This is a genomic window from Parageobacillus sp. KH3-4, assembly GCF_022846435.1.
Lineage (GTDB): Bacteria > Bacillota > Bacilli > Bacillales > Anoxybacillaceae > Parageobacillus > Parageobacillus thermoglucosidasius_A.
Map to the genome: position 1 here is coordinate 358614 of NZ_AP025627.1, position 14766 is coordinate 373379.

Genomic DNA, 14766 nt, shown 5'->3' on the forward strand with positions numbered 1-14766 from the left:
TGGCGATGAAAGGAGAGATGTTGTTGCAGCCGTTGCGATTGTTGTTATTTTGTTTGTTGATGCTGTTTTGCTACTCTTCGGCAGCCTATGCGGAAACCAATTCATCTGCCGCTTCTTCCCAAGGCGATTTGCAGAAAATCCAAGATTTTCACCAGTCGTCGCCGTTTAACGCGGAAGCCTCGAGCACTTCCTTTTCAGCCTCCTCCACCGCAAAAACGGTCTTTGCCGATGTGCCGGCTGACCATTGGGCAAAAAAGGAAATTGAATTTTTATACGGGCGCGCGATTATTCAAGGGTATAATGAAAACGGCGTATTGCGGTTTCACCCAAACGACAATGTAACGAGAGCACAGGCAGCGAAAATGATTATAAAAGCGTTAGGGGAAAGCGAAAAGCCTGTAACCCGTGCTCGTTTTAAAGATGTCCCTCCTTCTCATTGGGCGGCAGGATGGATTGAAAGAGCGGTGGAAAAAGGAATTTTTCAAGGATATCCAGATGGGACGTTTCAGCCAAACGCTCCTTTGAAACGGTCGCAAATGAGCAAAATTATCGCTCTTGCTTTTAAGTTGTCAGAACCTAGCAATATGGGAAACCAGCAGATTTTCCGCGATATTAGTCCAAGTTACTGGGCTTATCCGTACATCGTAAAACTGTATTATCATGGAATTTCTAACGGAAGCGAAAATCGGTTTATGCCAGAATCATATACATCAAGAGCGCAATTTTCCGCATTTGTCGCTCGCGCATTGAACAAAGATTTCCGTCTCCCGGTCAATAGTTCTGTGATTGCTACAGGGAAAGTGACTGCGGACACGTTAAATGTCCGTTCGGCTGGAAGCACTAGCGCTTCGGTGATTGGCCAGCTTTCTTATGGAACGGTGGTTAACGTTTTAGACATTAATGGATATTGGGCGAAAATTTCGTACAATGGCAAAACGGGATATGTACATAAGTCCTATTTGAAATTAAAAAATGTGAACGGCAATCCGGTACAAGGGCGCATTATTGTGATTGACGCCGGTCATGGTGGAACAGATCCAGGAACGATGAATGGAAAAACGTACGAAAAGAATATCGTTTTGTCTGTTGCGCAAAAAGTGAAACAGAAGCTCGCAAGCGCTGGAGCTAAAGTCATTATGACAAGAGAGAGCGATGTGTATAAAACGCTCGAGGAGCGGGTACAGATTGCAAAAAATAATTATGCGGAACTGTTTGTCAGCATCCATGTCAACTCGGCAAGCTCATCTGCGAGCGGTACGGAAACTTATTATGATACATCGAAAAATCCGAATGGCTATGAAAGCTATTTGTTGGCAAAAGCCATTCAGCAGCAAATCGTAAATAACGCTGGCATGAAGGATCGCGGCGTAAAAGACTATGATTTTTACGTCATCCGCAATAACACCGTTCCAAGTGTTCTGGTAGAACTCGGTTTTATCACAAACAGCAGCGATTACCAAAAATTAACTTCCGATAACTATCAAAATATTTTTGCGCAATCGATCTATAATGGCATTGTCCAATACTACAGCCAATGACAGGATGAAGGGTGCCCAATGAATCGGGCATCCCTTCATTTTTCATTGCATCGAAAAATTGCTATAATGTAATGGTCAAAAGTGCTTTTATGGACAAGGAAACAATAGTATAATGAATAAAGTTGAGACGCACAACATTTTTCGACAATCATTTTTAAAAAGGTGTTTTTTATGAAGATAGGTATTATTGGAAACTATGGTCACAATAACAATGGAGATGAGGCAATTTTAACAGGAATTTTAAAACAGTTGATAGAAGAGTTGTCCATCCCTAACGAAGATATTATCGTTTTTAGCAACAATCCCAAGGACACAGAACAACGATACGGGGTTCAAGCAGTCCCTATTTTTCACCGCAAAGGCCCTCTCCTGTTTTCTATCATGAAAACATTAAAAGAAAATTATTTGATTATGAGAAATCTCGACGTCATCATTGTGGGTGGCGGCGGGATTCTCATGGATTTGTATAAATGGGACGGTCCATTATACGCTACTCTTGGATTATTAGGACACTACGCAGGATGCAAAGTGATTGTTTACGGAGTGGGAGTGGGGCCGATTGAAACGAAGCTAGGAGCCTTTTTCATTAAACAATTATCCCAAAAAGCCTGCTGCCTTTCCGTTCGAGATGAGCAATCGAAACGGCTGTTGCAGGTGCTCGGGGTGAAAAGGGACATACATGTCATCGGTGATCCAGCACTTTATTTGGCCGCTCCGAATAAAAAACGAGAATCGCATTTTGTTCAAAAAGTAGCCGTTACCGCTGTGCCATATTATAATGGAAAATATTGGCCTACTTCGAATGAACAAAAGTACTCCAATTACGTTACTGGAATGGCGAAAAATTTAGATCAACTTATTGAGAAAAAGAACGTGGCTGTTACGTTTTTTTCAACGAAATACCCCCAGGATGTGCAAGTTACAAAGGATATTGCCTCATTAATGAAACATAGCGATCGTGTCACTATTATTGATGAAAATTTGCATCCAAATGATATTGTCACTCTTTGTGCTTCCCATGATCTTGTGATTGGAACGCGGCTGCATTCATTGATTTTGGCGGTTGTCGCAAAAACCCCAATCATTGGTATTGGCTATCATCCGAAAGTTTATCATTTTTTATCGTTTATCAGCCAGACAGATCGCTATGTTTCTGTCGAAGCGCTAGGAATGGAACCAGCTTCGATTGTGCAGATCGTAGAGAAAATGGAGAAAAAATGGGTGGACATCCAGCGCGAAACGAGGCAAATAGCTGAACAAATGAGGGAAAAAGCAGGGGAAGGCATTGAATTGCTGCGCTTAAGTGGTGAGAAACATGTCCGGTAAAAAGGTATTAGTGTTAAGCAACATGTATCCAACAGAAACGGCAAAGTCATTTGGCATTTTTGTGAAAAATCAAGTGGAAGCTCTTCGCGGCCGCGGGCTGCATGTGGATGTTATTGCTGTAACGAATCCGCGCAATGACAAGGTAAATGTCCTAACGAAATATATTTTGTGGTTTCTTCGGACGTTGATTCATTGTGTGACAAAAGGCCGAGGTTATGATGTTGTTCACGCTCATTACGTTTTCCCTACAGGAATGTTGGGATTATGGTATAAAAAATGGTGGAAGGCGAAGTTGATTGTGACTGCTCATGGCGGGGACATTGACCGAATGGCCAACAAAAGCGGAAGGATTCGGCAATGGACAACGACCATTTTGCGGGAGGCGGACCATGTCATTGCGGTGGGGCACAAACTTGCCGAGCAGATTCGCAATGAATTCGGCGTTCCTGAAGAAAACATCTCTGTGATTAATATGGGCGTAAACCGCCGCATATTTCAGCCGCTGGATAAAGATGAAGCGAGAAAACGCTGCGGGATCGACGAACATGAGATTCCGATTTTATTTGTTGGAAATATTATTCGCCAAAAAGGACTAGTCGAATTGGTTGAGGCATTTTCGAAATTGAAAAAAGCATACCCTTCTGTATCGCTCTATATGATTGGCGCTAAAAAGGATAACGCCTTTTATCATGAACTCATTCATCGCGTGAAGGAAGCGGAAATCAACGATGTACATATATTGGACGCGATGGATCAGAAGGATGTAGCAGTGTGGATGGCCGCTGCAGAGATGTTTGTTTTGCCTTCACATTTAGAAGGATTTGGATTGGTGGCGTTAGAGGCGATGTCTTGCCATACGCCTGTTGTCGGAAGCCGTGTTGGCGGATTAGCTTATTTGCTTGGTGATGGGGCAGGTGTGCTTGTGGAGCCTGGCAATCCAGACTCCTTATTCGAGGGAATGAAAAAAATGCTTGATGATGCTACTCTTCGGAAACAGCTGATTCAAAAAGGAGAGGCGCGTGCCCAAGAAAATGATCAGGAGAGAATCATTGACCAGATTCTTCAGCTTTACGATCATGTTTAAGTAGAGCGAAGACGGAATAACATGTGCTGTATGTTATTATTTTGAATACCAATTCTGAACGAAGAGAAAATTGGCGGTATAGCAGGTGAGGATGTGAACAGAAAACGTCTGTTTCAAATTATTGGTGTTGTCACTGTTATTAACATATTGTCACGGTTTTTCGGTTTTGTGCGTGAAGTGATGATTGGATATCATTTTGGCACGTCCTCATTAGCAGACAGTGTTGTTTTGGCTTATACCATTCCGAACTTTCTGTATCTAGTACTTGGCGGGGCGGTTACGACCGCCTACATTAGCATCTATAGTAAAATGGCGAACGATACAGAGAAGCAGCGCTTTCACAATACTGTATTTACATATATGTTGATTTTCTTATTATTGCTCACGGCAGGATTAATGCTGTTTTCAAAACCAATTGTCGCATTCTTTTTTTCAGGCCTCGCCGGTTCGCAGTTGATGATGACGTCGCAGCTTTTTGTTATCACGGCTCCGTCTGCGCTCTTTCTTGTTTTTTCGATGTGGTTTTCTGGCATTTTAAACGCGCAAAATCAATTTTATGGCGCTGCTGTTGCGACATTGGTGAATAACGGGATGTTTGTGCTGCTGGTCGTGCTGCTTTATCCTTTTTGCGGCATTTATGCATATGGATGGGGAGCGGTGGCAAGTGCCGCGGTGATGCTGATGATTTTGTTTGTTCAGCTGCGGAAAAACAACTTGCACTGTTTTCGGTTTCAATTGGTGTCGACGGAGCCGGAATACATCGCTAGAATGTTAAAAATTGCGATACCTGTCTTATTTGGCGGCGCGACGCTGCAATTATATATTTTTATTCAGCGCATGTTTGCCTCACAGCTCGAGGCCGGTTATGTGGCGGCTTTAAACTATGCTTTGAAATTTGTCCAACTACCGCAAGTGATTTTAATGACTAGCGTAACGACAGTGATCTACCCAATGCTTGCCAAAAAAACAGCGGAGAAGGATTATGATGGCATTTCATCGATATTTTTCCGCGGGCTGAAATCGCTATTTATGATTATTATTCCTGTTTCGATTTTTGTTTATTTTTACGCCGAAGAAATGGTAAAGCTAATTTTTGAATATGGCTCATTTACGGCGCAATCGACAAAAATGACGGCGATGATGCTGAAAATTTTTATCATCGGGATGTTCGCCCAAGCTGCCAATCTGTTTGTTACCCGATTTTTTTATGCGATGGAAAAATCGCTCGTTCCAGTAGCTACCGGAATAATTTCCGTGTTTGGCGTCAATATTTTGATTATTAAGCTGTTCATTGGAAAATATGGGGCGGATGCTGTGGCATGGGGAACGACGATTAGCGCTATTGTTCAATTTCTGATGCTGATTGTTGCAAGCGTAGTACAGCTGCGCCTTCAACCTAAAAAAGAAACTCAGTGGCTTCGGCTTTTCTTGTATGCTATTTGTGCAACGATTGCCGCATCAATGATTCGTAAATATGTAGATTTTCACAATCATATTGCGAATATTTCCATAGGCGGGCTCACGTTTTTTCTCTTTTCTTTTCTTTTGCTAAAATCATTCCGCTTAATGTCTTTTCAACGGCTGCCGATGATGAAATAGGCAGCCGTTTTTTTGATGGAGGGTACCCGTTTATTTGTGATCTATCTAAAACGCAGATGGTCCATTGAGCCCAAGAAATTTTGCACCATAAGTAGGACGCGGTTCAGATAGTTGACGTACAGAAAAAATACATATGTTCGAATAGATATGAAGAGAAGATTAATAGATTTTAAGTGAATTTTGTATTTATGTAATAGAGTTAATATGTTATAATCAACGCTGTGGGATTGAAGCGCTGCAAGCGTTTGGAAATGAATTTAAAAAAATGGAAATAACCGTTTCGAGTTGGAAGTGGAATGAGTGGTTATCCTAGAACTTAAGGGAGGAATTTTCCCATGTTATATTTATGGATGACGCTGCTTATATGTTTTGCCTGTTCGGTTGTTTTAACTCCAATTGTAAAAAAATTAGCGTTTGTTGTTGGAGCGACTGATAAGCCAAACTATCGGAAGGTGCACCAGAAAGTAATGCCGCGTTTAGGCGGTTTAGCGATATATATCAGCTTTTTGATCGGTTATTCAATTTTGCGTCCATGGAATGAAGACTGGGTGTATATTTTGCTTGGAAGCTTGATTATTGTTATTATCGGTGTTCTTGATGACATTTATGAACTTCCGGCAAAAATAAAGTTTTTAGGTCAGCTTATCGCCGCATTTATTGTGGTGGTCATTGGCGGGGTGCAAGTCACCTTCATCAACCTTCCGTTTGGAGGAGAGCTGCACTTTGGGATATTGAGCATCCCGATCTCCATTATTTGGATTGTGGGAATCACCAATGCCATTAACTTAATCGATGGGCTTGACGGACTAGCCGCGGGAGTGTCTGCGATTGCCTTAATTACTATTTCTGGAATGGCGATCATTATGGGCGACTGGTTCGTTTCCTCAGTAGGGTTAATTATGCTTGGAAGCACGTTGGGATTTTTATTATATAATTTCCATCCAGCGAAAATTTTTATGGGCGATACAGGCGCTTTGTTTTTGGGATATATGATTTCCGTATTGGCATTGTTGGGGTTTAAAAACGTCACATTCATCTCATTTGTCATCCCTGTGCTAATTTTAGGAGTGCCGATTTCAGACACCTTTTTTGCAATCATTCGCCGAATAGTCAAAAAGCAGCCTTTATCTGCGCCAGACAAATCACATTTGCATCATTGTTTGCTTCGGCTTGGATATAGTCATCGCCAAACGGTCCTTATTATTTATGGCATGAGCGCTTTGTTTGGACTCATAGCGATTATTTTATCGCAGGCTGCTGTATGGGTATCGATGATCATACTGGCTGTTGTTTTGCTTGCTCTTGAATTAGTGGCAGAAAAAATTGGCCTAGTTGACAGCAATTATCGCCCGATTTTAAAAATTGTGCGGGTCATTCGCTATGCCGGCGGAAAGCAAAATTAATAAAAAATAAAAAGGGTCATTTGGGTTTGTGCTTACCCCTATATTAAGCAGACTCTTATTATTAAGCAGCTGTAGCCAGATATTTTTTAGGGCTACAGCTGTTTTATTTCGTTTGTATCCGTTCATTGTTGTATATTGTAAAACGGCTTGCTTCATTTCTTCAGCTGTTTCCAATGGATCCATATAGATGCATTCTGTCTTTAAACGGCTAAAAAACTTTTCCATACAAGCATTATCTAAACAATTCCCTTTTTCCGGACATACTGGCCCTACATTTTTATAGTGAGTAACCCATCTAGTAACATCGACGAAGAGATGTGAAAGTGATCCATGATTTTGCGCTTAGTCCATTCCTTATACCAATATTTCTTTGTTGCAGTTTTTCTGTTTTTCCCATAAAAATATCCCCTCCATAGTAAACAGTCCATCCTTTTTTCTGTCTACTATAAGGGGATAATATATCGGTTTCTGGTGTCGTTTTTTAATTCTCAACGGTGCTACGAGATGCCGTCTCAGCGCCCGCATGATCATCGCAAATGATTTTGGAGCGTTTCACTTATTTCTTGTACAGACTGTTCGTCTAACATGTAGTAATAAACTCCGTCATTATGGTCTGTTCCGGTGAGATGGAGCGATTCAATTGAGATATTTTTGTTACTTATGACATAATAGACGAGAGATTTTATCTGGTCAAACGTGAAGTTCGTTTTCATGTTGCTTCCGACCGCTTCGATGACATCGTCGTATTTTGTGATGGAGCTCGCCTGGCTTGCTTTCTTCAAAATCGCTTTTAAAATTTCCTGCTGGCGTTTTCCGCGTTCGATGTCGTTATCTTTCTTTCGAGTTCTCGCAAGGGCGAGCGCTTCTTCACCGTTTAACTTATGAAGCCCTTTTTTCAGTACAATAGCATTGCGATGGTCTTCTGAATCTTTTTCTTTAATGTCATAAGGAACTTCGACTTCGATTCCGCCCAATGCATCGACCACATCCATGAAGGCGTAGAAATTCATTTTAACGTAATAATTGATATGAATATCAAATAAATTTTCGACTGATTCAACGGTGCACTTGACGCCTCCATAAGCATGTGCGTGCGTAATTTTATCATATTTGTCCTCGCACGGGATATATACATATGAGTCGCGCGGAATGCTCACCATTTTCACCGACTTGTCTTTAGCGTTAAACGTGGCAAGAATAAGCGCATCGGACCTGGTATCTTTTTTAAAATTGCGTGAACGGCTGTCATCGACGCCGATAAACAGCACAGCAAAATTATCCTTTTTTGGGTCAAGAGACTTTGTATTATCGTGTCTGAGCATTTCATACGACTTGTTCATCACCGATTCGGCTTTATGCATTAAAAATGAAGCATATCCTAAAGAACTGGCTAACAGCAATAAGCTGAGAATAAACAGCCCGAATAAAATGCGTCTTCTGCGCTTTTTCTTTTTTCGCTTTTTGTATCGCTTTCGCTCATTTATCATCTTTCTTTCATTTACCATGATGATGACTCCTTTTTATCGTTTTGGATTATAAGACGTCCGTTTCGAGATATTCCGTTTCCCCTTCGGCGATTTTTGCCCTTCCGTTTGTCAGCTCAGTTATCCAGTCGACGAACGTTTGCTTTTCTGCTTCCTCGACAAAAATTTCAAGTTCGACGTTTTCTGAGTAATGGGTGTCTTTTATAGTATAGTCAGAAGAGCGCAATTCATTTTCCACTTTTCCGAGCCACGTATAATCGATGGTGACATGCATGATGCGCGCAAGGCGGCGTTCGACGATGCCAGCTGCTTTCAGCCCTTCCGACACGGATTTTCCGTATGCGCGCACAAGGCCGCCCGCCCCAAGTTTAATGCCGCCAAAATATCGGGTGACAACAGCGACGGTATCTTTCAGCCCTTTTTTCTTCAGCACCTCCAGCATCGGAATGCCGGCGGTACCGCTCGGTTCACCGTCATCGTTCGCTTTTTGGATTTGATCGTGTTCGCCGATAATGTAGGCAGAACAGTTATGAGTCGCGTCCCAATGCTTTTTTTTTATTTGTTGGATAAATTGAACTGCTTCTTCTTCCGTAGTTGCTCTGTTGATATAGCAAATAAAGCGAGATTTTTCAATGACGATTTCATTTTCGCCGTATCCTTTTACTGTATAGTATTTTTGCAACAAAACAAAAATCACCCCGCTGCAACGAAAACGAGTCTAGATAAAAAATTGACAAGGTTTTTACAAAAAAACATGTTATACTATTTTAGTAGGCAAGAGCTAGATTGTTAGTAGATGCTTTTTTTATTATAAATCGACAACTTTTTTCCTTCAAATAAATTTTTTTGGCACTTGTGCGCAAAATGGGAAAACATCGCAGCAACTCGTTTATGGAGGATGTTGTATGTCGACAAATAAAAGCTTGGACGTAAAAGAATTGGATAAAATTGTCGAAAAAATGATCGACACCGTTCAACATAGCAAAGACGAAATTTTTCGAATTGGCGAACAATCGCGCCAAGAATACGAATGGATGCTTAAGGAATTGGCAGACGTGAAGTCGGCGATCGAAAAGACGATCGAGGAGGCAGACAAGCTCGAAGTACAAACCCGGATGTCCCGCCAGCGCCTTTCAGAAGTGAGCCGAAATTTCGCGCTGCATTCAGAAGATGAAATCCGCGAAGCGTATGAAAAAGCGCATGAATTGCATATGGCGCTGGCGATGGTCCGCGAGAGGGAAAAACAGTTGCGGTTGCGTCGGGATGAGCTGGAGCGGCGTTTAATCGGGCTGAAAGAAACGATCGAACGTGCCGATCATTTAGTTGGGCAAGTTACGGTTGTTCTTAATTATCTAACTAGCGATTTCCGCCAAGTCGGTGAATTTATTGAAGGAGCGAGACAAAAGCAAGAATTTGGGTTGAAAATTATTGAAGCACAGGAAGAAGAACGGAAACGGCTGTCGCGGGAAATTCACGACGGTCCGGCACAAATGCTTGCGCACGTCATTATTCGTTCCGATTTAATGGAAAAAGTGTTAAAAGATCGTGGGATTGAAGCGGCTATTTTGGAAATCCGCGATTTTAAAAAAATGGTTCGTTCTGCTCTTTACGAAGTACGAAGAATTATTTATGATTTAAGACCAATGGCGCTTGACGATTTAGGCTTAGTTCCTACGCTAAGAAAATACTTGCAAACGATCGAAGACTATAATAAAGGAATCGATATCTCGTTCGTACATATTGGGGAAGAAATGAGGCTTCCGCCCCGTTTGGAAGTTGCGGTGTTTCGCCTCGTTCAAGAAGCGGTACAAAATGCCCTGAAACATGCTGAAGCGACGAAAATTGAAGTGAAAACGGAAATGGGTAATAATAACCAGCTGCTTGTGGTGGTGAAAGATAACGGGAAAGGGTTTGACACAACTGTTAAAAAAGAAAATGCCTTTGGGTTAATGGGCATGAAAGAGCGGGTTGACTTGTTGGAAGGAACGTTAACTATTCGGTCGAAGATTGGGGCTGGCACGACGATTTTCATCCGTATTCCATTGAACATATAAGCACAATAACACTAAAAAAAGGAGGAGAGGCATCATGAAAACACGCATTGCCATTATTGACGATCATCAATTATTTCGTGAAGGGATGAAGCGGATTTTAGAATTTGAAGAGGAGTTTGAGGTGGTCGCCGAGGGGTCGGATGGAAGCGACGCGCTTGCAATTGTGGAACAATATCGTCCTGACATCGTCATCATGGATATTAACATGCCAAACATCAACGGAGTGGAGGCAACGAAACAGCTGATTGAAACGTATCCTGACACCAAAATTGTCGTTCTTTCGATTCATGATGACGAAAACTATGTGATGCGCGCATTGCAAATGGGCGCTACCGGCTATTTATTAAAAGAAATGGATGCAGATACGTTAATTGAGGCGGTGAAAATCGTCGCGGAAGGCGGCTCGTACTTGCATCCGAAGATTACGCATAATTTAATTCGCGAATACCGCCGGCTTTCGACTGGAAAAAGCGAGAAGGAGGAAGAAGGAAAGCGGGAAGCCCGCTGGCCGCTTCATCTGTTAACGCGCCGCGAATGTGAAGTGTTGCAGCTATTAGCAGACGGAAAAAGCAACCGTGGCATCGGCGAGGCGCTGTATATTAGCGAAAAAACGGTGAAAAACCATGTAAGCAATATTTTGCAAAAACTGAACGTGAATGATCGTACACAAGCGGTAATTGTCGCCATCAAAAACGGCTGGGTCGAAGTCCGCTAGTTTTCGTCGAAGATTGTCAAGCGCTTACCGAGTTGATGATAATGAAATTTGTTTCATTTTCCGCTACAATAGGTAACAAAAACGGATGGATGAGGAAGGTATGAACGATGAAAACAGCAATTGTAACGGATAGCACCGCATACATTCCAAAAGATGTGCGCGATAGGTTGAGAATTCGTATGATTCCGCTAAGCGTCGCGTTTGGCGGGGAAACGTATCGCGAGGAAATCGACATTAGCGCGGAACAATTTTATGAAAAAGTAAAGCAGCATAAAGAACTGCCGACGACATCCCAGCCAGCGGTTGGCGAGTTTGTCGAACTATTTACATCGCTCCGCGACGAAGGGTACGATGCGGTCATCAGCATCCATCTCTCGAGCGGCATCAGCGGGACATACCAAGGCGCGCTGACGGCAGGAAATATGGTCGATGGGCTGAAAGTATACGCGTACGATTCGGAAATCAGCTGCATGGCGCAAGGTTTTTACGCGATCGAAGCAGCGAAAATGGCGCTTGACGGAAAATCGCCGGAAGAAATCATCGCACGGATCGATGAAATGAAAAAAACGTTGCGCGCCTACTTTATGGTGGACGATTTGGCGCATCTGCAGCGCGGCGGAAGATTGACAGGTGCGCAGGCGTTTATCGGCGGTCTGCTGCAAATCAAGCCGCTGCTTCACTTTGAAAATAAAGTGATCGTTCCGTTTGAAAAAATTCGCACGCGTAAAAAAGCGATCAAGCGAATTGAAGAGCTATTGGCAGAAGACGCGGCAAAAGGCGTGCCGTTAAAAGCGGCGATCATTCACGCCAACCGCCCAGATGAGGCGGAACAATGGAAGCAGCAATTATCGAGCCTTTATCCGAACGTCGAATTTACCATTAGCTATTTCGGTCCCGTCATCGCCACCCACCTTGGCGAAGGCGCGTTAGGACTAACGTGGTATCAACCGTAATTTTTGGTGATGATGCGAAGTTTTCATGGATTTTATGGGAAAAGGAAGGAAGCCATCGCTCTTGCCCCCTAACAAAGTTACTCGATGTGCAAGAGAAACGGGAACAGAACGAAGGATGCAGCGCTTTTGGTTTCCGGCGTTCCGAGTTCGCTGGATTTAGAGACAAAATTTCTTTTGGTCCAGCAAATTTTACGCGCCATCAATAAAGTCATAAAGAGGCTGAAGCCTTAGACTTTGCATAAAAAGCAGCACACGGCGCTTTTATTTTCCGCTGGACCAAGAGCGGGATTTTGCCTAATGATTAAATTGGAACCATAAAGAACCTCTCGTTTATACGGTATAGGGATGAACAATAGGAAATGGAGGGAGTGTATGCGTTTTATCGCGGACAAAGGAAGGCTCATCCCCGAAGCGTTGGCAAAAAACGATAAAGATGCTAAACCGATCGCTCATATCGATTTCACGTCTTCGATCCAGCCAACCCCCGGGTTTCATTACTCCCCGGAACTCCTTTCATTTTTGGAAGGAAGACAGCTTCTTCTTGAAGAACTTCCATTTCCTCTCGATATCATTCGAATGCATTATGAACACGGTTATCTTTTCTATGAAAAAGGAATTGTGAAAACGAAACATGGATGGCGCTGCATGAGATGCGGAAACGAGGAAGCCCATTTTTTCTCCTCGTTTCCTTGCGACCGCTGCCATACAGTTTGTACGTATTGCCGCAAATGCATTATGATGGGACGCGTCAGCGAATGCACGCCACTTGTTGCCTCCCGCTTTTCTTTTCCGCAGCCCCGCTATCTTTCCCCACTTGCTTGGAACGGAACGTTATCCAAAGGACAACAGAGGGCCGCCGATGCGGTCGAAGACGCGATCGCGCAGAATAGCGAATTGCTTGTCTGGGCGGTGTGCGGAGCAGGCAAAACTGAGGTGCTGTTTCAAGGAATCGCGCGGGCGCTGGAGATGGGAAAGCGCGTATGCATCGCCACGCCAAGGACCGATGTCGTGCGCGAGCTTGCTCCCCGCTTGCGGCAGGTGTTTCCGAGCGTTCCATTGGTCGCCTTGTACGGCGGCAGTGAAGACCGCGGCAAATTCGCCCCACTTGTTATTTCCACCACCCATCAACTTTTACGGTTTTACCGCGCTTTTGACGTGATGGTGATTGATGAAGTTGATGCCTTTCCGTACTCCGTTGAGCCAATGCTCGAGTATGCCGCCGCAAAAGCGCGCAAAGCAGAGTCCAGCCTTATTTATTTGACTGCAACCCCTCATCCGGAATGGCAGCGGGAAATCAGGCGCGGCAAACAGAAAACTGTCACCATTCCCGCCCGCTATCACGGATTTCCCCTCCCTGTGCCGTCCTTCGAATGGTGCGGCAACTGGCGCAGGCAGTTAAGGCGCGGGCGCCTTCCCCGCAATGTGGCAGCATGGGTCCAATCCCGCATCGAAACAGAAAAACAAGCGTTTTTATTCGTCCCCCATATTGATGTGCTCGGGCAAGCCGTGCGTATCTTGAAGCAACGGGATGAGCGGATCGAAGGCGTTCACGCGGAAGATCCGGGGCGCGCGGAGAAAGTGCAGGCGTTTCGCGACGGCCGTATTCCGCTTCTTGTCACTACGACCATTTTAGAACGCGGCGTAACCGTTCCAAACATCGATGTCGCTGTGCTCGGTGCCGAAGACGATATTTTCACGGAAAGCGCGCTCGTGCAAATTGCTGGCCGCGTCGGCCGCAGCGCCCAATATCCGGACGGCGATGTCCGTTTTTTCCATTACGGAAAGACAAGGGGCATGGTTGCGGCGAAGCGGCAGATTGAAAGGATGAATAAGGAGGCGGCAGAAAGGGGGCTGTTGAGGACGCAATGAATTGTTTGATTTGCCACGCGCCGTACAATCCGATCGCGAGTTGGCAACATTTTCTGACGTTAAAAAAAGCGGACTGCCTCTGTGCGAAATGCCGCAACGCTTTGATGAAAATTAACGGAGAAATTTGCGATATTTGCGGCCGGCCTTTCGCTGGCCTTAAACCATCGCATCGCCAAAGGAGGTTATGCGCCGATTGCGTTCGTTGGCAAGAGGACGATGAATGGAAAGATGTGTTAACGAAAAATCGGTCGGTGTACATGTACAATGAATTTATGAAGGAAGTGGTCGCGCTTTGGAAATTTCGCGGCGACTACGCGATTGTCAAAGCGTTTCAGGAAGAGTTTTGCCGCGAATTTTACCGCCATTTTGACAATACCTTTCTGATCGTCCCGATTCCTCTCAGCGCTGAGCGCCTGTACGAACGCGGATTTAACCAAGCAAAGGCGCTTGCCGAGCTGCTTGCTCTCCCTATTCACGAATCGCTTTGTCGCCGTCATCTGGAAAAACAGTCAAAAAAATCGCGCCTTGAACGGCTGCGGACAGAAAACGTCTTTCGCCTGTCGGAAAAAGCGCCTTTGCAGGGCAAACATATTGTGTTAATCGACGACATTTATACGACAGGGGCAACATTAAGGCATGCGGCGAAAGTGTTGCTTAAGGCTGGCGCTGCCTCTGTTTCTTCGTTTACATTGGCAAGAGGTTAATATTGTAAGAAAACATGCCGATATTAAAAATAGTAAG

General features: G+C 44.0%; 13 protein-coding genes. 10 read left to right on the forward strand and 3 right to left on the reverse strand.

Features of this window, described 5'->3' with window-relative positions; translation table 11 throughout:
• Positions 1-17 precede the first annotated feature (17 nt).
• From MWM02_RS01755 to MWM02_RS01775, 5 genes are all read left to right on the forward strand, one after another.
• Positions 18-1538, forward strand: coding sequence for an N-acetylmuramoyl-L-alanine amidase (locus MWM02_RS01755; RefSeq protein ID WP_244402823.1), 1521 nt, complete (start codon positions 18-20; stop codon positions 1536-1538).
• A 171-nt stretch (positions 1539-1709) separates the two neighbouring features.
• Positions 1710-2864 (forward strand): polysaccharide pyruvyl transferase family protein, encoded by a 1155-nt coding sequence (locus MWM02_RS01760; RefSeq protein WP_244402824.1) that lies wholly within the window; start codon positions 1710-1712, stop codon positions 2862-2864.
• The gene (locus MWM02_RS01765; RefSeq protein WP_244402825.1) at positions 2854-3948 is read left to right on the forward strand and encodes a glycosyltransferase; all 1095 of its coding nucleotides are present in this window, start codon (positions 2854-2856) and stop codon (positions 3946-3948) included. Before MWM02_RS01760 ends, MWM02_RS01765 begins: the two co-directional genes overlap by 11 nt.
• A gap of 93 nt (positions 3949-4041) precedes the next feature.
• Positions 4042-5547, forward strand: coding sequence for a murein biosynthesis integral membrane protein MurJ (gene murJ / locus MWM02_RS01770; RefSeq protein ID WP_064552204.1), 1506 nt, complete (start codon positions 4042-4044; stop codon positions 5545-5547).
• A 335-nt stretch (positions 5548-5882) separates the two neighbouring features.
• The gene (locus tag MWM02_RS01775; RefSeq protein ID WP_244402826.1) at positions 5883-6950 is read left to right on the forward strand and encodes a glycosyltransferase family 4 protein; all 1068 of its coding nucleotides are present in this window, start codon (positions 5883-5885) and stop codon (positions 6948-6950) included.
• On the opposite strand, the gene MWM02_RS19550 is transcribed toward MWM02_RS01775, so the two are convergent.
• From MWM02_RS19550 to MWM02_RS01785, 3 genes are all read right to left on the reverse strand, one after another.
• Positions 6903-7175 carry an IS3 family transposase gene (locus MWM02_RS19550; RefSeq protein WP_064552202.1) on the reverse strand — a complete coding sequence of 91 codons (273 nt, stop codon included), beginning with the start codon at positions 7173-7175 and terminating at the stop codon, positions 6903-6905. The two genes, MWM02_RS01775 and MWM02_RS19550, sit on opposite strands and share 48 nt — an antisense overlap.
• A 302-nt stretch (positions 7176-7477) precedes the next feature.
• The gene (locus MWM02_RS01780) at positions 7478-8455 is read right to left on the reverse strand and encodes an LCP family protein (protein WP_064552201.1); all 978 of its coding nucleotides are present in this window, start codon (positions 8453-8455) and stop codon (positions 7478-7480) included.
• A 28-nt stretch (positions 8456-8483) separates the two neighbouring features.
• The gene (locus MWM02_RS01785; RefSeq protein ID WP_064552200.1) at positions 8484-9119 is read right to left on the reverse strand and encodes a YigZ family protein; all 636 of its coding nucleotides are present in this window, start codon (positions 9117-9119) and stop codon (positions 8484-8486) included.
• Positions 9120-9339: 220 nt separating this feature from the next.
• Here MWM02_RS01785 and MWM02_RS01790 point away from each other — a divergent pair, with 220 nt between their 5' ends.
• The 5 genes from MWM02_RS01790 to MWM02_RS01810 all read left to right on the forward strand — a co-directional run bounded on the left by MWM02_RS01790 (position 9340) and on the right by MWM02_RS01810 (position 14729).
• Entirely contained in the window at positions 9340-10488 is a 1149-nt protein-coding gene (locus MWM02_RS01790; protein ID WP_244402827.1) for a sensor histidine kinase, read from the forward strand.
• A gap of 34 nt (positions 10489-10522) precedes the next feature.
• The gene (locus MWM02_RS01795; protein WP_064552198.1) at positions 10523-11203 is read left to right on the forward strand and encodes a response regulator; all 681 of its coding nucleotides are present in this window, start codon (positions 10523-10525) and stop codon (positions 11201-11203) included.
• 107 nt (positions 11204-11310) lie between these two features.
• Entirely contained in the window at positions 11311-12156 is an 846-nt protein-coding gene (locus tag MWM02_RS01800) for a DegV family protein (protein WP_064552197.1), read from the forward strand.
• 372 nt (positions 12157-12528) lie between these two features.
• Entirely contained in the window at positions 12529-14025 is a 1497-nt protein-coding gene (locus MWM02_RS01805; RefSeq protein ID WP_275973745.1) for an ATP-dependent helicase ComFA, read from the forward strand.
• Complete coding sequence (locus MWM02_RS01810; protein ID WP_244402828.1) at positions 14022-14729, forward strand: ComF family protein; 708 nt, start codon at positions 14022-14024, stop codon at positions 14727-14729. The genes MWM02_RS01805 and MWM02_RS01810 overlap by 4 nt, the downstream gene beginning before the upstream one ends.
• Positions 14730-14766 lie beyond the last annotated feature (37 nt).